The organism is Mycobacterium sp. E3198 (assembly GCF_001667015.1).
Lineage (GTDB): Bacteria > Actinomycetota > Actinomycetes > Mycobacteriales > Mycobacteriaceae > Mycobacterium.
Window position 1 is genome coordinate 15,329 of sequence record NZ_LZIS01000139.1, and the last position, 17,276, is coordinate 32,604.

General features: G+C 70.8%; 17 protein-coding genes. 12 read left to right on the forward strand and 5 right to left on the reverse strand.

The genetic code is table 11. From position 1 onward, the window contains the following. Nucleotides 1–5: 5 nt before the first annotated feature. Complete coding sequence (locus tag A5673_RS15910; RefSeq protein ID WP_068234095.1) at nucleotides 6–1,373, reverse strand: HNH endonuclease signature motif containing protein; 1,368 nt, start codon at nucleotides 1,371–1,373, stop codon at nucleotides 6–8. Between the two features lie 104 nt (nucleotides 1,374–1,477). On the opposite strand from A5673_RS15910, the gene dapB reads away from it, so the two are divergent. The 3 genes from dapB to A5673_RS15925 are packed head-to-tail and all read left to right on the forward strand — an operon-like array spanning nucleotide 1,478 to nucleotide 3,116. Beyond that, a complete protein-coding gene (gene dapB / locus A5673_RS15915; protein WP_068234098.1) occupies nucleotides 1,478–2,212 on the forward strand; it encodes a 4-hydroxy-tetrahydrodipicolinate reductase in 735 nt (244 codons plus the stop codon). Further along, the gene (locus tag A5673_RS15920; RefSeq protein ID WP_068234100.1) at nucleotides 2,209–2,664 is read left to right on the forward strand and encodes a hypothetical protein; all 456 of its coding nucleotides are present in this window, start codon (nucleotides 2,209–2,211) and stop codon (nucleotides 2,662–2,664) included. The genes dapB and A5673_RS15920 overlap by 4 nt, the downstream gene beginning before the upstream one ends. Continuing rightward, nucleotides 2,661–3,116, forward strand: a complete 456-nt coding sequence (locus A5673_RS15925; protein ID WP_068234103.1) for a flavodoxin family protein — start codon at nucleotides 2,661–2,663, stop codon at nucleotides 3,114–3,116. The genes A5673_RS15920 and A5673_RS15925 overlap by 4 nt, the downstream gene beginning before the upstream one ends. 1 nt (nucleotide 3,117) lies before the next feature. On the opposite strand, the gene A5673_RS15930 is transcribed toward A5673_RS15925, so the two are convergent. Next, on the reverse strand, nucleotides 3,118–3,951 hold the full coding sequence (locus tag A5673_RS15930) for a thioesterase family protein (protein WP_197518394.1): 834 nt from the start codon (nucleotides 3,949–3,951) through the stop codon (nucleotides 3,118–3,120). Between the two features lie 38 nt (nucleotides 3,952–3,989). On the opposite strand from A5673_RS15930, the gene A5673_RS15935 reads away from it, so the two are divergent. Next, nucleotides 3,990–5,525 (forward strand): class I adenylate-forming enzyme family protein, encoded by a 1,536-nt coding sequence (locus A5673_RS15935; protein ID WP_197518395.1) that lies wholly within the window; start codon nucleotides 3,990–3,992, stop codon nucleotides 5,523–5,525. Further along, a complete protein-coding gene (locus A5673_RS15940; protein ID WP_068234106.1) occupies nucleotides 5,522–8,728 on the forward strand; it encodes a carboxyl transferase domain-containing protein in 3,207 nt (1,068 codons plus the stop codon). Before A5673_RS15935 ends, A5673_RS15940 begins: the two co-directional genes overlap by 4 nt. A 20-nt stretch (nucleotides 8,729–8,748) precedes the next feature. Here A5673_RS15940 and A5673_RS15945 read toward each other — a convergent pair whose 3' ends face one another. Then, nucleotides 8,749–9,096, reverse strand: a complete 348-nt coding sequence (locus tag A5673_RS15945) for a PE-PGRS family protein (RefSeq protein ID WP_068234109.1) — start codon at nucleotides 9,094–9,096, stop codon at nucleotides 8,749–8,751. A gap of 90 nt (nucleotides 9,097–9,186) precedes the next feature. On the opposite strand from A5673_RS15945, the gene A5673_RS15950 reads away from it, so the two are divergent. Genes A5673_RS15950 through A5673_RS15960 form a run of 3 tightly spaced genes read left to right on the forward strand, consistent with a single transcriptional unit; the run spans nucleotide 9,187 to nucleotide 12,238 of the window. After that, a complete protein-coding gene (locus A5673_RS15950) occupies nucleotides 9,187–9,954 on the forward strand; it encodes an SDR family oxidoreductase (protein ID WP_068234112.1) in 768 nt (255 codons plus the stop codon). Then, nucleotides 9,951–11,135, forward strand: coding sequence for an acyl-CoA dehydrogenase family protein (locus tag A5673_RS15955; RefSeq protein ID WP_068234116.1), 1,185 nt, complete (start codon nucleotides 9,951–9,953; stop codon nucleotides 11,133–11,135). Before A5673_RS15950 ends, A5673_RS15955 begins: the two co-directional genes overlap by 4 nt. Further along, complete coding sequence (locus A5673_RS15960; protein ID WP_068234120.1) at nucleotides 11,132–12,238, forward strand: acyl-CoA dehydrogenase family protein; 1,107 nt, start codon at nucleotides 11,132–11,134, stop codon at nucleotides 12,236–12,238. Before A5673_RS15955 ends, A5673_RS15960 begins: the two co-directional genes overlap by 4 nt. Here the strand turns inward: A5673_RS15960 and A5673_RS15965 are convergent. After that, complete coding sequence (locus tag A5673_RS15965; RefSeq protein WP_369806490.1) at nucleotides 12,219–12,686, reverse strand: PAS domain-containing protein; 468 nt, start codon at nucleotides 12,684–12,686, stop codon at nucleotides 12,219–12,221. The two genes, A5673_RS15960 and A5673_RS15965, sit on opposite strands and share 20 nt — an antisense overlap. 470 nt (nucleotides 12,687–13,156) lie before the next feature. Here A5673_RS15965 and A5673_RS15970 point away from each other — a divergent pair, with 470 nt between their 5' ends. Next, the gene (locus A5673_RS15970; protein WP_068234123.1) at nucleotides 13,157–14,395 is read left to right on the forward strand and encodes a glycosyltransferase; all 1,239 of its coding nucleotides are present in this window, start codon (nucleotides 13,157–13,159) and stop codon (nucleotides 14,393–14,395) included. Here the strand turns inward: A5673_RS15970 and A5673_RS15975 are convergent. Beyond that, entirely contained in the window at nucleotides 14,390–15,124 is a 735-nt protein-coding gene (locus tag A5673_RS15975; RefSeq protein ID WP_068234127.1) for a dienelactone hydrolase family protein, read from the reverse strand. The genes A5673_RS15970 and A5673_RS15975 overlap by 6 nt on opposite strands. 42 nt (nucleotides 15,125–15,166) lie before the next feature. Here A5673_RS15975 and A5673_RS15980 point away from each other — a divergent pair, with 42 nt between their 5' ends. From A5673_RS15980 to A5673_RS15990, 3 genes are all read left to right on the forward strand, one after another. Beyond that, the gene (locus A5673_RS15980) at nucleotides 15,167–15,967 is read left to right on the forward strand and encodes a thymidylate synthase (RefSeq protein WP_068234131.1); all 801 of its coding nucleotides are present in this window, start codon (nucleotides 15,167–15,169) and stop codon (nucleotides 15,965–15,967) included. Between the two features lie 7 nt (nucleotides 15,968–15,974). After that, on the forward strand, nucleotides 15,975–16,472 hold the full coding sequence (locus A5673_RS15985; RefSeq protein ID WP_068234135.1) for a dihydrofolate reductase: 498 nt from the start codon (nucleotides 15,975–15,977) through the stop codon (nucleotides 16,470–16,472). Between the two features lie 93 nt (nucleotides 16,473–16,565). Continuing rightward, nucleotides 16,566–17,267 carry a cell division protein DivIVA gene (locus A5673_RS15990; RefSeq protein ID WP_068234138.1) on the forward strand — a complete coding sequence of 234 codons (702 nt, stop codon included), beginning with the start codon at nucleotides 16,566–16,568 and terminating at the stop codon, nucleotides 17,265–17,267. The last annotated feature ends 9 nt before the right edge of the window (nucleotides 17,268–17,276 follow it).

Consider the following 17,276-nt stretch of genomic DNA (forward strand, 5'->3'; position numbering starts at 1 on the left):
GGGACTCAAGGGACCTCGTCGTCTTCGTCGCCCTCGAAGAGGCGCTCTGGGTGGTGAAAGTCGTTGGTGCGCGCGCCGCGGTCCAACTGCGGCGGCGGGATCCACTCGGTGCGGCCATCAGGCAGTTTCCTTGTCGTCCAACCCATTTCCAGCAGCTTGTGGTGGGGCGGGCAGGCGAAGGTGAGCTTGTCGGCGTCGGTGCACCCACCCGACACCCACGCGTCGACATGGTGAACTTCGCTCCAGTAGCCCGGCACGTCGCAGCCTGGGTGCGTGCAGCCGCGGGCCTTCGCGTAGAGGACGATGCGCTGATCCGGTGAGGCTATCCGCCGCGTGCGCCCCAGATACAAGGGTCGCTCCGAGTGCTCGTCGAACACGGCAAGGTAGTGGTAAGCATGGCTGGCCATCCGGATCAACTCGCGCATCGGCACCACCGTGCCGCCGCCCGTGACCGCGAGGCCCGCGCCGGACGTCAGCTCCTGCAGCGTGGTCGACACGATGACGGTGACCGGTAAGCCGTTGTGTTGGCCGAGCTTCGGATCGCCGAGCTGGCCGCGCACCAGGGCGTTGAGCGCGTCGTGCTGGCGCTGGGCGTGGCTGCGGGTGTCGCGACGCGCGCGGTCCTCGCCGGGTTCGCCCGTGACGCAGGCCGTTTCGTCGTCGGGGTTGCACATCCCGGGCGCCGCGAACCGCGCCAGCCACGCGTCGATGTTGGCGCGCAGCTCCGGGGACGCCACCAGCTTTCCGACGCTCATGCCGTCGGCACGCTGGCCGCACCAGGTGAACCCGCGCTGGCGCTCGCGGTCGACGTCGGAGTACTTGCCATCGGGATTGATCTGTGCCGCACATTTGTGCGCCACCTTCTCCAGTTGGTCGGGACGCAACTTGGTCGCCTGCCGCGCCAGAAATCGCTCGGCCTTCTCAAGCGCGTAGACCGGCGTCGCCTCCGGCAGGCCGCGAAAGAACGACTGGATCACCCGCAGGTGCTGCCCGTCGAGCAGGCCCTTGCGCCACGCGCAGGCGGTGGCCGGCAGCTCCGGCGGCAACTCCTGGCCGGTGAGGGTCAGGCGTGGGGAAAGCTGCTGCGCGTCGCGGAGCCGCCGAGAGGCCTCGGTGCAGCTGATTCGCAGCCAGTCGGCGACCACCTTGTGGACCGGCCCGCCGACGTGGGCGGGATCCTCCTTGGCCAGGCCGGCGATCACGTCGTGGCTCATTGCGACCTGGCCGCGGAGTGACGTCTCCATGTGCTCCAGCGCCCGCAGCCGGGCCGCGGGCGGCATTGCATCGAAGTTGACCCCCGCGATCAGCGCCAGGGCCGCATCGAGCGCCTCCAGACCGGCCTCCAGGTCCGGCGGAAACTCGATCGAATGCATGTTCGAATGATATCGCCGGGTCCCGACCGTAGGGGCATCAAGATGCGGCGCCTGTGGATGAACACCGGACTGTGGATAAAGCCCCGCGGGCTAGGGTGAAACCCATGCGGGTAGGCGTGCTGGGAGCCAAGGGAAAGGTCGGGTCGACTATGGTCTCGGCCGTGCAGGCCGCCGACGACCTGACGTTGTCCGCGGAGGTGGACGAGGGCGATCCGCTGAGCCTGCTCACCGACGGCGACACCGAGGTCGCCATCGACTTCACCCACCCCGACGTCGTGATGGGCAACCTGGAGTTCCTCATCGGCAACGGAATTCACGCCGTGGTCGGCACGACGGGCTTCACCCAGCAGCGCCTCGACCAGGTGCAGTCGTGGCTCGCCGGCAAGAACACGTCCGTGCTCATCGCGCCGAACTTCGCGATCGGGGCGGTGCTGTCGATGCACTTCGCCAAGCAGGCCGCGCCGTTCTTCGACTCGGCCGAGGTGATCGAGTTGCACCACCCGCACAAGGCCGACGCGCCGTCGGGCACGGCGGCCCGCACCGCAAAACTGATCGCCGAGGCCCGAAAAGGGTTGCCGCCCAACCCCGATGCCACCAGCAGCGGCCTCCCCGGCGCCCGCGGCGCCGACGTCGAGGGCATCCCGGTGCACTCCGTGCGGCTGGCCGGGCTGGTCGCCCACCAGGAGATCCTGTTCGGGACCGCGGGTGAGACGCTGACCATCCGCCACGACAGCCTCGACCGCACGTCGTTCGTGCCGGGCGTGCTGCTGGCCGTGCGGCGGATCAGGGAACGCCCCGGCCTCACGGTCGGCCTCGAGCCCCTGCTCGACCTGCAATGACCAAGACGCTGCGCGTCCAGCTGCTGATCGCGTTCATGTGCGCGGCGATGCTGGCGTACTTCGTGCTGCTGGGCCGCCTGGCCGTCGCGATGATCGGGTCGGGCCGCGCCGCCGCCGTGGGCCTGGGCGCGGCGGTGCTCATCATGCCGGTCATCGGGCTGTGGGCGATGATCGCCACCCTGCGCGCCGGGTTCGCCCACCAGCGGCTGGCCCGCCTGATCGCCGCCGACGGACTGGAACTCGACACCACCGCGCTGCCGCGGCGGGCATCCGGCCGCATCGAAAGAGGCGCGGCCGACGCCCTGTTCGCCACGGTGCGCACGGAGGTCCAGGCCGACCCGGACGACTGGCGGCGCTGGTACCGGCTCGCCCGCGCCTACGACTACGCGGGCGATCGACGCCGCGCGCGGGAGGCCATGAAGACTGCCGTCGCCATGCAGGCGCACCGATGAGCAAGACGCTGCTGATCGTGCACCACACGCCGTCCCCGCACACCCAGGAGATGTTCGAGGCGGTGGTGTCCGGGGCCACCGACCCCGAGATCGAAGGCGTGGAGGTGGTGCGGCGTCCCGCGCTCACCCTGTCGCCGGCCGACATGCTCGGCGCCGACGGCTACGTGCTCGGGACCCCCGCCAACCTGGGGTACATGAGCGGGGCCCTCAAGCACGCGTTCGACGTCTGCTACTACCCGTGCCTCGACGCGACGCGCGGGCGGCCGTTCGGCGTGTACCTGCACGGCAACGAGGGCACCGAGGGCGCCGAGCGGGGCATCGAGGCCATCACGACCGGGCTGGGTTGGACGAAAGCGGCACCGACCGTGGTGGTTTCCGGCAAGCCCAGCAAGGCCGACCTGGAATCGTGCTGGGAACTGGGCGCGACGGTGGCCGCCCAGCTGATGGAATGAGCTACTGATAGGCCGGCTGGAACGCGTCGGCGGGCTGGGCGATCGCCAGCGCCGTGCTGGAACCGAGCGGGCCGTGCCGGTCGAACAGGGTCGCGGTGCCGGTGGCCACACCCGCAGCGCCGTAATGGCTTTGGGCCGCCAGCCCGAGGAATTCGCCGTCCGGCAGGCGGCTCGCGGTCACGGTGTAGTCGGCGTTGATGTAGCGCAAACCGCCTGTGCCCCAATGGGTGAGCGAGCTGGTGATGTCGCCGACGAATCCCAGCCGGGTGAACGGCGTGAGCGGGTAGCCCTGCACCATCGGGCGGAACAGCCGGGTCCACGCGAACTTCTGCGAATGGGCCTGTTCCCACTCGCCCGCCGCGATGCCGGGACTGCCCCCGAGCGTGGCCCCGTAGCCCCAGATGAGGAACGGCATGTCCGCCGGAAAACCGTCGGCGCTGCCCGGAAGCGGCGGCATCTCGACCGGACCGCACCACACCTCGCCCTCGGGATGCTCGCCCCGCCGCAGGAACAGCGCGCTGGCCCGCGCGACGATCTGCCCGTTCTGCACCAGCGCGCCGTCGACCAGCTTGATGCGGCGGCCTTCGCGCTGCACCGAGGTCTCGATCCGGACCGGCTCGGGCAGCACGGGTCGCAGCAGATCGACCGTCAGGCGCGCGGGCTGCAGGTCGGGATCGAGCCCGGATTGCTCTATTCCCCACGCCAGCAGGCCGCCGACGTTCTGGCCGCCCAGCGCCGCGCCCCACGGTCCCCGCGTCATCGCGGCCGGCAGGTAGGAGTCGCCGTCGACAGTGAAGAACGCCTCGGGCATGATGGCGGAATCCTCGATCGTCACCGCTATCACGATAGGGCAGGAGGATACAGGGACCGGGCATGCCTGAAGTGATCGAAATTCCGCGCGGCCACAACCCATTCCCCACGACCGGCGTGTCCCGCGACGCCGACGGCGTCCCGCGCTACGACCGCCTGCCCGCCACCCTGCTGGACATGCTCGCCGAGCAGGTCGACAACCGCCCCCACAGTGAGGCCGTGGTCGAACTCGGCGCCGGCCGGCTGACCTACCGACAGCTGTGGGAGCGCGCCGCGCGGGTGGCCGGCGGGCTACGGGCCGACGGACTGAGCCCGGGCGATCGCGTTGCCGTGCGCCACCCGGCCGGGATCGATTGGGTGCTGGCGTTCTGGGGCACGGTGATGGCCGGCGGCGTTGCGGTGGCGGTCAATACGCGCTCGGCGCGTCCCGAGGTCGAGTTTGTCCTGTCCGACTCCGGTGCGCGGATCGACCTGTCCCCGGACGCACCGCTGCCTGACGGCCAGCCCTACGTGACCCACGGACTCGGCCACACGGACACGGCCGCCCTGTTCTACACCTCGGGCACCACCGGCCACCCCAAGGGCGTGCCGACCACCCACGAGGCCTTCGTGACCAACACCGAGAACGCGATCCGCTGTCTCGACCAGCCCAGGGACCTCGGCGAGGGAATGCGGACGCTGATCTCGGTGCCACTATTCCACGTGACCGGCTGCAACTCACAGCTTTTGGCGGCGATGCGCCTCGGGGGTGCGTCGGTGATCATGCCCGCGCTCAACCTCGACGCGTTGATCGCGACGCTGAGCGCCGAGCGCATCTCGGTGATGGTGACCGTCCCCGCCATCTATGCGTTAATGTTGCGGCACAAGGGGTTTGCGCAAGCCGACGTTTCCGGCATCCGCTGGGTGGGCTACGGGGGCGCGCCCATCGCGCCGTCGTTGGTCCGATCGGTCAAGCAGGCATTCCCGCACGCCACGGTGTTCAACGGGTACGGCATGACCGAGACCGCCTCGCTGATGACCGTCCTGCCCGACCGCGACGCCGTCGAGCACGCCGACTCCGTCGGGTACGCGGTCCCCTCGGTGGACCTGGGCCTGGTCCCGTTCGCCGGCGACGAGACGGGCGTGGGCGAGTTGGTCGCGCGCGGCGCCAATGTCACGGCGGGCTACTGGAACCGGCCCGACGCCACCCGGGACACCTTCGCGGACGGCTGGCTGCACACCGGCGACGTGGTCCGGGTCGACGATGCGGGGCGGGTGCACATCGTCGACCGGCTCAAGGACATCATCAACCGCGGCGGCGAGAACATCTCCAGCGTCGAGGTCGAGGCGGCGCTGCTCTCGGCGCCCAACGTCGCCGACGCCTGCGTGCTGGCGGTGCCCGACGAGGTGATGGGGGAGAAGGTCGGCGCCGTGATCTTCGCCGGCGAGGGGGAGATCGACGTGCGGGCCGTCCTCGCGCACTGCCGCGAGCAGCTGGCCGACTACAAGGTCCCGCAGTACGTGACGGTGGTGGCCGAGGAGCTGCCGCGCAACGCCGGTGGCAAACTGCTCAAGGGCAAGCTGCGGGGGCAGGTGCGTTGGGGGGACCCGCTGCGATGAGCGCCGCCCTGCTGATCGCAAACCGCGGCGAGATCGCGCTCCGGATCATCCGCACCGCAACGGAACTGGGCTTCCGGTCGGTCTCGGTGTACGCCGAGGACGACGCCGACAGCCCCCACGTGCACGCCGCCGACGAGGCGATCGGCCTGCCGGGCGCCGGCCCGGCGGCCTACCTGAATCTCGCCGAGTTGCTGGCGGCGGCCAAGAGCTCCGGCGCCGAGCTGATTCATCCCGGCTACGGATTTCTCAGCGAGAACGCGGAATTCGCGCGCGCCTGCGCGGCCGCCGGGTGCACGTTCGTGGGACCCGGTGCCGACGTGCTCGAGTTGGTCGGCAACAAGCCGTCGGCCCGGGCCGCCGCGCGCGCGGCGGGCGTCCCGGTGCTGCCCGCGACCGAAGGGCCCGGCAGCGTCGAGGAGATCGCGGCGTTCCTCGCCGCCCACGGCGGCGCCGTCATGATCAAGGCCGTCGCCGGCGGCGGTGGCCGGGGAATGCGGAAGGTGAGCCGCGCTGACCAGATCGAGCGCGCCTACCAACAATGCGCCGCGGAGGCGCGAGTCGGCTTCGGTGAGCCGGCCCTGTTCGCCGAGGCGGTCCTGCCCGCCGCGCGGCACATCGAGGTGCAGGTCGTGGGTGCGGTGGCCGGGCACCAGACGCACGCGCTGGCGCTCGGCGATCGGGACTGCAGCATCCAGCGCCGCTACCAGAAGCTGGTCGAAATCGCTCCCGCCCAAGGGCTTTCCGACACGCTGCGCCGCGCATTGCACCAGGCGGCGGCGCGGCTGTGCGCCAGGGTCGGCCTGCGCGGGGTCGCCACCGTCGAATTCCTGGTTGCCGCCGACACATTCGTCTTCCTCGAGGTCAACCCTCGGATTCAGGTGGAGCACACGGTCACCGAGGAAACGACCGGCGTGGACCTGGTGGCCGTGCAGCTGGCCATCGCCGGCGGCGCGTCGTATTACGAATTGGGGCTCCCGGCCGGAATCGCCTCGGACGGAAACGAAGTCATCGGCGAACCGGCGGCGCGGCGCGGCATCGCGGTCCAGGCCCGCGTCAACATGGAGACCTTCGCCGCCGACGGGTCGGTGGTGCCGGCGGCGGGCACCCTGACGGTGTTCTCGCCCCCGAGCGGTCCGGGGGTGCGCGTCGACACCTACGGCCGGCCGGGGCTGATCACCAGCCCGCGCTACGACTCGCTGCTGGCCAAGGTTGTCGCCCATGTGCACGGATCGTCGATGCAGGCCGCGGCGCGCAAGGCCCGCATCGCTCTGGGCGAATTCGGCATCGAGGGCGTTGCCACGAACATCGAATTACTGCGAGAGCTATTGGCCGACAGTCAGGTTCAGTCCGGCTGGGTGACGACGGATTTCCTCGACGAGAAGCTGCCCGAGCTGGCCGCCGCCGCGCTGTCCCACCAGCATGACGTCCGCGCCGCGCCGGTCGAGCTGTATCCCGGTGAGGAAGCGCTGCGCGCGCAACTGGCCGGCACCGTGGTCGAGGTGGCGGCCGAGGGCGAACAGATCGCAGCCGGCGGCCAGGTCGTCGTCCTCGAGGCGATGAAGATGCAACATGTGCTCGCCGCGCCGGACGCGCTGCGGACCGTGCGAAGCCTGGTGGTGCCCGGCCAGGTCGTCGGGCCCGGCGACCCCCTGGTCGTGTTCGCCCGCACGGGCGCCGGGGCCGACGGCGAATCGGACTCGGCCGCCCTGGATCTCGACCGGCCGCGTGCCGACCTCGACGAGGTGCGCAAACGGCTCCTGCTCACCCGCGACGAGGGCCGGCAGGCGGCCGTGGCCAAGCGGCACGCCCGCGGCCGCCGCACCGCCCGGGAGAACATCGCCGACCTGGTCGACCCCGGCAGCTTCGTCGAGTACGGCGCGCTGGCGATCGCCGCCCAACGCAGCAGGCGCTCCGAGGAGGACCTGATCGCCAACACCCCGGCCGACGGCCTGGTCGCCGGCCTGGCCACCATCGGGGGCACCGAGACCGTCGTCGTCTCCTACGACTACACCGTGCTGGCCGGAACGCAGGGCATGCGCAACCACGCCAAGACCGATCGCGTCTTCGAGCTGGCCACCCGAAAAGGCCTGCCGGTGGTGCTGTTTGCCGAGGGCGGCGGCGGCCGGCCCGGCGACACCGACGTCGGCGGGCACGCGGGACTGGACGTGCCGACGTTTCGGATGCTGGCCGCGCTGAGCGGGCGGGTGCCGCTGCTGTCGATCGTCTCCGGCCGCTGCTTCGCCGGCAACGCCGCGCTCGCCGGGGTGTGCGACGTGATCATCGCGACCCCCGATGCCAACATCGGCATGGGCGGGCCGGCCATGATCGAGGGCGGCGGGCTCGGGGTGTACCCGCCCGAGGCGATCGGGCCGATCGACGTGCAGCGGCACAACGGCGTGGTCAGCCTGGTCGCCCGCGACGAGGCGCATGCCGTCGCGCTGGCCAAGCAGTACCTCTCGTATTTCCAGGGCGCGCTCGAAGGCTGGGAGGCGCCCGATCCGCGGCTGGCCCGACATGTGGTGCCGGAGAACCGGTTACGGGCGTACGACGTGCACCGGGCGATCGCGTCGATCGTCGACGTCGGTTCCGTGTGCGAGTTGCGGGGAGACTACGGCGTCGGGATCGTCACCGCGCTGGTGCGCGTCGAGGGGGTGGCATACGGGTTGATCGCCAACAGCACCCACCACCTCGGGGGTGCCATCGACGCCGAGGCGGCCGACAAGGCCGGCGACTTTCTCGCCCTGTGCGAGTCGTTCCGGTTGCCGGTGATATCGCTGTGCGACACCCCGGGGTTCATGGTCGGGCCCGACGCGGAAAAGGAGGCGGCCGTGCGCCGCTTCGGCCGGATGTTCGTGCTGGGCGCGCGGCTGACCGTGCCGCTGGGAATGATCATCCTGCGCAAGGGTTATGGGCTGGGCGCGATGGCGATGGCCGGCGGGTCCTTTCGCGCGCCCCAGTTCACGGTTGCGTGGCCGACCGGGGAGATCGGCGGCATGGGTCTGGAAGGCGCCGTGCGACTCGGGTTCAGCAAGGAACTGGCAGCCGAGGCGGATCCCGCCCAGCGCCGGCAGCTGTTCGACAAGCTCGTGGCGGCGGCCTACCAGCACGGGAAGGCGCTGCGCTCGGCCACCACGTTCGAACTCGACGACGTCATCGACCCGGCAGACTCCCGGGCCTGGATCACCAGGCTTCCGGAAGGCTGAGGGTGCGAGGAGTTATCCGGTTATCCGTGTCCGGAACCGCAGCCGACGCCGGGCAGGCAGCCCTGGCCGCCCGGCACGCCGCCGGGGCCGGCGAACTGGCCGCCGGAGCCACAGCCCACGCCGGGAACGCAACCCTGGCCGCCGGGCCCGCCGCCGGGCCCTTGGTTCTGGCCGCCCGACCCGCAGTTGCCGTTGGCGTCGCAGCCGCCGCCGCCCGGGTCGTCCTTGAAGATGACGTGCGTGGGCGCCGGACCGGCCGGCGCCGCGGAAGCAACCGGATCGATCATGGCGATCGGCGCGGCGGCGATCGCCGCGGCGGCAGCCCCGCCCACCACCAGTCTTTTCGTGAGGGTTAATTTCGTGAACATGCGGGTCGCATACCACCGACACACCTGTGTAAAACATCCTTGTAGCGAACGGGTTAGCGAACGGGTTAGCGAACGGGAAGGCACACCGCGATGACCTCACTGGACTTGACCGGCCGTAGCGCGATCATCACCGGGGCGTCGCGCGGGATCGGGCTGGCGATCGCCCAGCAACTGGCCGCGGCCGGCGCCGACGTGGTGCTGACCGCGCGCAAGCAGGAGGCGGCCGACGCGGCCGCGGCGCAGGTCGGCGAGAAGGCCGTCGGCGTCGGCGCGCACGCCGTCGACGAGGACGCCGCGCGGCGCTGCGTCGATCTCACGCTGGAGCGCTTCGGCCGCGTCGACATCCTGGTCAACAACGCGGGAACGAACCCGGCCTACGGGCCGCTGATCGATCAGGATCACGCGCGGTTCACCAAGATCTTCGACGTCAACCTGTGGGCCCCGCTGCTGTGGACCTCGCTCGTCGTCAAATCGTGGATGGGCGAGCACGGTGGGGCGATCGTCAACACCGCGTCCATCGGCGGGATGCACCAATCGCCGGCGATGGGCATGTACAACGCCACCAAGGCCGCGCTGATTCACGTCACCAAGCAACTGGCGCTCGAACTTTCGCCGCGCGTCCGGGTCAACGCGATCGCCCCGGGCGTGGTGCGCACCCGGCTGGCCGAGGCGCTGTGGAAGGACCACGAGGATCCGCTGGCGGCGACGATCGCGCTCGGGCGCATCGGTGAGCCGGCCGACGTGGCCGGCGCGGTCGCGTTTCTGGTCTCGGACGCGGCGAGCTGGATCACCGGCGAGACGATGGTGATCGACGGCGGCCTGCTGCTCGGCCCCGCGCAGGGGTATCAGGCCCAATGAGTCCCGAGACCGACCTGAAGGCGCGGGTCCGGACGCTGCTCGACGAGCACGACCCGGCCAGCACCGAACCGCGGGAATTCCTTGGGGCGCAATACGATGCGGGGCTGGCCTGGGTGTATCTGCCGGAGGGATTCGGCGGGCTGGGCCTGCCGCGTAAAGCCCAGGAACTCGTCGACGCCGAGCTCGCCGCCGCGGGCGTGCCGGTGGGCGGCACCGCCAAGAACTACATCGGCATGGGCATGGCGGCGCCGACGATCGCGGCGTTCGGGACCGACGAGCAGAAGCGAACGTTCCTGCGCCCGTTGTTCACCGGCGAACAGATCTACTGCCAGTTGTTCAGCGAGCCGGGCGCCGGCTCGGACCTGGCCGGCGTGGCGACCCGGGCGGTCCGCGACGGGGACGACTGGATTGTCAACGGGCAGAAGGTGTGGACGTCGCAGGCGCAGCACGCGTCCATGGCCATCCTCGTCACGCGCACCGACCCGGCGGTGCCCAAACACGCCGGCCTGACGTACTTCCTGTGCGACATGACGCAGCCCGGCGTGGAAGTCCGCCCGCTGCGCCAGATCACCGGCGAGGCGGAGTTCAACGAGGTGTTCCTCACCGACGTCCGGGTGCCCGACGCCAATCGGCTCGGCCCGGAGGGCGGCGGCTGGCGCGTCGCGACCACCACCCTCAACAATGAGCGCGTCGCCATCGGCACCCGCGCCGGAACGCCCCGGGAGGGCGGCCACATCGGCAAGGTCGCCAAGGCGTGGCGAGACGAGCCGGCGCTGCGGGAGTCGGCGATGCACGACGAACTGATGCGGCTGTGGGTGGAGGCCGAGGTCCTGCGGCTCGCGGGTGAGCGGCTGCGCCAGCAGGCCACCGCGGGTCAGCCCGGCCCGGAGGGCGCGGGCATGAAGGTGGCCTTCGCCCGCCTGGCGCAGGCGATTTCGGGATTCGAGATCGAACTGCACGGCGAAGCGGGGCTGCGCTACGACGACTGGACCATGCGCCGACCGGAAACGGTCGACCTGGTCGGTCGCGAGCCCGGGTACCGCTACCTGCGGGCGCGCGGCAACTCCATCGAGGGCGGCACGTCGGAGGTGTTGCGCAACACGATCTCCGAGCGGATCCTCGGCCTGCCCGGCGAGCATCGCGTGGACAAGGACAGACCGTGGAAGGACCTGGACCGATGACCGAAAACGGTGGGCCCGACCTGCTGTACTCCGACACCGAGGAGGCGTTGCGGGACAGCGTCCGTAACCTGTTCGCCGACCGGTGCCCGCCCGAATCGGCGGCCCGCGCCTATAGCGCTGAGCCACCGGACTTTTCGGGGCTGTGGCGGACGCTGGCCGCGGACCTCGGGGTGGCGGGGCTGCTGGTGCCCGAGGAGCTCGGCGGCGCCGGCGCGTCGGCGCGCGAGGCCGCGGTGGTGATGGAGGAGATCGGCCGGGCCGTCGCGCCGGTGCCGTTTTTGTCCAGCGCGGTGCTGGCGACCGTCGCCCTGCTGGGCGCCGGCGACACCGAAACGGTGTCCGCGCTGGCCCGGGGCGAAGCCACCGCGGCGCTGGTGGTGCCGCTGTCCACCGCGCCGGGCGATGCGGTCGCGGGCGTCACCGGCGGCGCCGGGGGCCTGAGCGGATCGGTCGGCAGCGTCGCGGGCGCCGCACAGGCCGACGTGCTGGTGGTGCCGGTGGCGGGCCCGGACGGGCTCGAGTTGCACGCCGTTGCGCGCACCGCACCGGGCGTGCAGGTATCGCCGGTGCTGGCCCTGGACATGACGAGACCGCTTGCGGACGTGAACTTTTCGGGGGCGGCGTCATCGCCGGTCGGGCCGGCGGACCCTGCCGTGGCCGAAGCGCTGCGCACCGCTGCGGCCCTGCTCGCGTCGGAGCAGCTCGGGGTGGCCCAGTGGTGTTTCGACACCACGCTGGCCTACGTCAAGCAGCGCAAGCAATTCGGGCGCGCGATCGGCTCCTACCAGGCGATCAAGCACCGCCTGGCGGATCTGTGGTTCGAGGTCGGCGCGGCGACGGCGGCCGCGCGATACGCCGCCGACACGTGCGCCCGGGGCGATGACGATGCCGCGACGGCCGCGGCCCTCGCCCAGGCGTACTGCAGCGGCATCGCCGTGCACGCCGCCGAGGAATGCGTGCAACTGCACGGCGGCATCGGGATGACCTGGGAGTATCCGGCGCACCTCTACCTCAAGCGCGCCAAGAGCGACCAGGTGGCGCTCGGCACCGCCTACCGTCACCGCGCCCGGTTGGCGGAGCTGGTCAACCTGCCTGCGTCGTGACGCCCGGGTTGTCGTCGTTGAGCCAGAGTTCTTCGGTGCGGTCGTGGAAGGTGACCAGCGCGACCGTGTCGTCACGGCGTCGCATCGCCGACTTGCTCATGCTCGCCCACACCGAGTGACCCGACTTGTGCCGCAACTCGACGAGCCGCTTGGCGCCCGTGCCGACCAGCGCGACCCAGCGGTCGTCGGCCGGCAGGCTGTAAAAGATGTGTTCGAACTCCATCTGGAGCAGCTCCTCGGGGGAATGCCCCACCATGTCGCAGAACGAGTCGTTGGCGAACAGGATGGTGCCCAGGCGGTCGACCGCCAGGGCCGGGGACGGCAGCCGGTCCAAGACGACCAGGGCCGGCATCCGGTGGAGCTCGTCGATCGGCAGGTGGTTGGGCGGCCTGGGGCTTCGACGCTCGATTCGTCGACCGTTGACGGCTGTGGGAATCTTCCCGATCACGCCTACCCCCGTCGTCGCCCTGGCCTTTTTGTGGGCATTGCGCCCCGAAGCGGGAAAGTCGCGCTCATGGACTGAACGCGATGACAGCAAATGGTATGGGAACGGTCGCGAGAAGTCTATAGTGCCCTCACCGTATTAGCTATTTGTCACATGCCAAATTAATTCCAGGCGTCATGCACCGTATCGACACAATTTTGCCTAGCGGAGTTTATTAGCTATGGGCCGGACTTATGCGGAGTTGGGCTGGCGTATGGTGCGCATTCAGCAAACTTGAGAACGCGTCGTCGCTAACTCGGCGAAAGTCTCGGTCACCGGTGAAAACCGCCGACAGCAACCGCGCCGGGCGGGATTCGCTAACTCCGGCCGGCCACGTTCGGCTCACCACGATCGGAAGCATTTCGTGCGGCAACGGGCGCCGGGCGGCCGTCGCGGGCTCGCGGCGAGAGCGGCGCTGCTGAAGAGTGAGCGAAATGCGTGTGTTGCTCTCGACATACGACTCGCGCGGCGGCGTCGAGCCGCTGGTCGGACTGGCCACGCAGTTACGGGCGCTCGGCGCGGAGGTGCGCATCTGCGCGCCGCCGGACGAGGAGTTCGCCGAGCGGGTGGCCGGCCTCGGCGTGCCGCTGGTGCCGTTCGGCGAGTCGGTGCGCGCGATGGTGACCGGGACGACGCCGCCGACGGAGGCCGATCTGCGGCGGCACATCGACGGTCTGATCGCCGCGCAGTTCGACACGGTCGCCGCGGCGGCGCGGGGGTGTGACGCGCTGGTGGCGGCGGGCCTGCTGCCGGCCGCGGCCGGCGCGCGCTCGGCGGCCGACAAGCTGGGCATCCGCTACGTGTACGCGAGCTATCACCCGACGGACCTGCCCTCAGCGCACCACCCGCCACCGTCGTTCTGGCGCGCCCCGCCGGCGGCGGGCACGGGCGACAACCGGATGCTGTGGGACCTCGACGCCCGGAACGCGAACGCGCACTTCGGCGCGACGCTCAACAGGCACCGCGCCGCGATCGGCCTGCCACCCGTCGACAACGTCCGCGATTACGCCTTCACCGAGCGCCCCTGGCTCGCGGCCGACCCGACCCTGGGCCCCTGGCCGCAGCCGGCGGACCTCGACGTGGTCCAGACCGGCGCGTGGCTGCTGCGCGACACCCGCCCGCTCCCCGCCCCGTTGGCGGAGTTCCTGGACGCCGGCGCGCCGCCGGTGTACGTGGGCTTCGGCAGCATGCCCGTGCCGGCACTGGAGGGCATCGCCCGGGCGGCCATCGAGGCGATCCGGGCGCAGGGCCGCCGCGCGCTGCTCGCCCGGGGCTGGGCCGGCCTGGCGCCGCTCGACGACGCGGACGACTGCCTTGCCGTGGGCGAGGTCAACCAGCAGGCGCTGTTCGCCCGGGTCGCCGCCGTCGTGCACCACGGCGGCGCGGGCACGACGACGACGGCCGCCCTGGCCGGTGCGCCCCAGGTGGTGGTGCCGCAGGGGGCCGACCAGCTGTACTGGGCGCGCCGGGTGGCCGAGCTGGGCATTGGCGCCGGGCTGGTGGCGCCGCCGACGGCGGCGGCCCTGTCCGCGGCGCTGGCGTCCGCCCTCGCACCCCGGACCGGCGCGCGGGCCCGGGCCGTGGCCGCTGACATCCGCACCGACGGTGCGGCCGTGGCCGCGATGCGGCTGCTCGAGGAGGTTGGCGCCGCGGGTGCCGGCGTGGCGCTATAGCGCCGAGCCGAACACCTCCGTCATCGCCGCCCAGTGGCGCTCGTCGGCGGCGGGGTCATAGGGCGGGTTGTCCGGGACGGCGAACCCGTGGCCTGCCGAATACCACTCGATGGTGTGGGCGACCCCGGCCGCCGTCAGCGCCTTGTCGAGCTGTTCGGCGTGATCGGCGGTGAAGGACGCGTCGTTTTCGGCGCCACCCACGTACACGGTCGCGGTCATCCGGTCGGCCAGCAGGTGCGGGCTGTCCGCCCCGTCGCTCACCAGGCCGCCGCCGTGGAACGACGCGGCGGCGGCGACGCGGTCGCCGAGGCGGCCGGCCCCCACCACCGAGGTCCGGCCGCCCATGCAGTAGCCGCACACGCCGAACCGCTGCCCGGACACCTCGGGGCGCGCGGCCAGGTAATCGAAGAAGGCGCCGGCGTCGCCGGCCATCTTGTCCGGCGTGATGCCGCCGATCATGGAGAACAGGCGCCCGCGTTCCTTGGGGTCGCTGAACACGGTGGCCATGTCGAACGGGGCCCAGTCGCCGCTGCGGTAGTAGACGTCGGGAAGCAGCACCGCGTAACCGAATCCGGCCAACTTGGCAGCCATCTGGTCGAAGGTGTCGCGCACGCCGCCGGCATCGCAATACATCACGACGCCGGGCCAGGGACCCTGGCCATCGGGGGTGAACAGGCCGACGGGGCAGGAGCCGTCGGGGGTGGTGACGCTGTCGGTGATCTTCGGCATGGCTCCCGTTCTACTCCCCAGCCGCCGAGGTAAATTGACCGCGTGCCGATCCCGACCCCCTACGAGGACCTGCTGCGCCTGGTGCTCGAGCGGGGCGCGACGAAAGCCGACCGCACCGGCACCGGAACCCGCAGCCTGTTCGGCCAGCAGCTGCGCTACGACCTATCGGCCGGATTCCCCTTGCTGACCACCAAGAAGGTGCATCTGAAGTCGGTGGTCTACGAGTTGCTCTGGTTTTTGCGCGGCGACTCCAACGTCGCGTGGCTGCACGAGCACGGCGTCACCATCTGGGACGAATGGGCAAGCGACACCGGCGATCTCGGGCCGATCTACGGCGTGCAGTGGCGGTCCTGGCCGACCCCGTCCGGCGAGCACGTCGACCAGATCAGCGCCGCGCTGGACCTGCTGCGCACGGACCCGAACTCGCGCCGCATCATCGTGTCGGCGTGGAACGTCGGCGACATCCCGCAGATGGCGCTGCCGCCGTGCCACGCGTTCTTCCAGTTCTACGTGGCCGACGGCCGGCTGAGCTGCCAGCTCTACCAGCGCAGCGCGGACCTGTTCCTCGGCGTGCCGTTCAACATCGCCAGCTACGCGCTGCTCACCCACATGATGGCCGCCCAGGCCGGACTGTCGGTCGGCGAGTTCGTCTGGACGGGCGGTGACTGTCACATCTACGACAACCACGTCGAACAGGTCCGGACCCAACTCGGCCGCAAGCCGCGACCCTACCCGGAACTCGTTCTCGCGCATCGGGATTCGATCTTCGACTACACCTACGAGGATGTGGTCGTGAACAACTACGACCCGCACCCGGCGATCAAAGCCCCCGTCGCCGTATGAGCCGTATATGACGTCTGTGGGTCTGGTGTGGGCTCAGTCGACGTCCGGCGTCATCGGGCGCGGCGGCGACATCCCCTGGCGGGTGCCCGAAGACCTGGCCCGTTTCAAGCAGGTGACCATGGGGCACACGGTCGTGATGGGCCGGCGCACCTGGGAATCGCTGCCGGCCCGGGTCCGGCCGCTGCCGGGCCGCCGAAACGTTGTCATGACCCGGCAGGCCGACTACCGCGCCGACGGGGCGGAGGTCGTCGGTTCGCTCGTGGCGGCTTCGGCAATTTTCGAGACGGAGGCGCAGACGTGGGTGATCGGCGGCGCGGAGATCTACGTGCTGGCGCTGCCGCTGGCCAGCCGCTGCGAGGTCACCGAGGTCGAGATCGACCTGGTGCGCGACGATGAGGACGCGCTGGCCCCGGCGCTCGACGAGGCGTGGCTGGGCGAGACGGGGGAGTGGCAGGTCAGCCGCACGGGGCTGCGCTACCGCTTTCACAGCTACCGTCGGGCGTGAGCTGACCGCCACCGCGCGGGCGTGACATACTCGGACGCGGGGTCGGTCTCGCCGGGGTTTTTGACCAGACGTTGCCATGGAGGGGAATTGGCAGTGATAACCGAACCCGCAAAGACGTTTACGCGCATGTTCAGGGGCTACGACCCCGGCGCCGTGGATGCGCACATCGAGATGTTGGCCACCAAGCAGCAGTTGCTGCGCGACGACGTCGAGAGCCTCCGGGCGCGGCTGAGGGAATCCGGTGAGGAGGCCGCCGCCCTGCGCAAGGAGATCGCCGTTCTCACCGAGACGTCGACCTCGCCCCACGCGGTGCAGCAGCGGATGGCCAAGATGCTGCGGCGCACGGTCGACGAGGCCGCCGAGATGCAGGCCGAGGCGCGGGCCGAGGCGGAGGCGCTGATCGCGGCGGCCGAGGCCGAGGCGCAGGCCGCCCACCGACGGCGCGACGAGGTGTTGGCCGACATGGCCGAGCAGCAAAAGGCCATGGAAGCCGAATATGCGGAGGCCAAGGAGAAGCTCGAGGCCGAACTGGCCAGCATGCGCGCCGACGCCCAGAGGGCGCGTGAGCAGCTCCTCGGCGACGCGAAGCAGGAGGCCGATCACTATCGCGACAAGGCCCTGCGCGCGGTGGACGAGGCGAGCAAGCAACGAATCAAGATTCTCGAGGAATTGATGGCCGTGTACCGCGACCTGGAACCGGTCCCGGCCGCCCTCGAGTCGGCATACGAAGAACGAAAAAATCCACCGGAGCTGGGCTCGCTGGTGTCGGCGGACGGGAAAGTCGGCGCGGGCTGAGCCCGGTCG

Coding starts and splice junctions, on each gene's coding strand:
- A5673_RS15910 (WP_068234095.1), bottom strand. CDS start 1,373: ATGCATTCGATCGAGTTTCCGCCGGACCTGGAGGCCGGTCTGGAGGCG.
- dapB (WP_068234098.1), top strand. CDS start 1,478: ATGCGGGTAGGCGTGCTGGGAGCCAAGGGAAAGGTCGGGTCGACTATG.
- A5673_RS15920 (WP_068234100.1), top strand. CDS start 2,209: ATGACCAAGACGCTGCGCGTCCAGCTGCTGATCGCGTTCATGTGCGCG.
- A5673_RS15925 (WP_068234103.1), top strand. CDS start 2,661: ATGAGCAAGACGCTGCTGATCGTGCACCACACGCCGTCCCCGCACACC.
- A5673_RS15935 (WP_197518395.1), top strand. CDS start 3,990: ATGCCTGAAGTGATCGAAATTCCGCGCGGCCACAACCCATTCCCCACG.
- A5673_RS15940 (WP_068234106.1), top strand. CDS start 5,522: ATGAGCGCCGCCCTGCTGATCGCAAACCGCGGCGAGATCGCGCTCCGG.
- A5673_RS15945 (WP_068234109.1), bottom strand. CDS start 9,096: ATGTTCACGAAATTAACCCTCACGAAAAGACTGGTGGTGGGCGGGGCT.
- A5673_RS15950 (WP_068234112.1), top strand. CDS start 9,187: ATGACCTCACTGGACTTGACCGGCCGTAGCGCGATCATCACCGGGGCG.
- A5673_RS15955 (WP_068234116.1), top strand. CDS start 9,951: ATGAGTCCCGAGACCGACCTGAAGGCGCGGGTCCGGACGCTGCTCGAC.
- A5673_RS15960 (WP_068234120.1), top strand. CDS start 11,132: ATGACCGAAAACGGTGGGCCCGACCTGCTGTACTCCGACACCGAGGAG.
- A5673_RS15970 (WP_068234123.1), top strand. CDS start 13,157: ATGCGTGTGTTGCTCTCGACATACGACTCGCGCGGCGGCGTCGAGCCG.
- A5673_RS15975 (WP_068234127.1), bottom strand. CDS start 15,124: ATGCCGAAGATCACCGACAGCGTCACCACCCCCGACGGCTCCTGCCCC.
- A5673_RS15985 (WP_068234135.1), top strand. CDS start 15,975: ATGACGTCTGTGGGTCTGGTGTGGGCTCAGTCGACGTCCGGCGTCATC.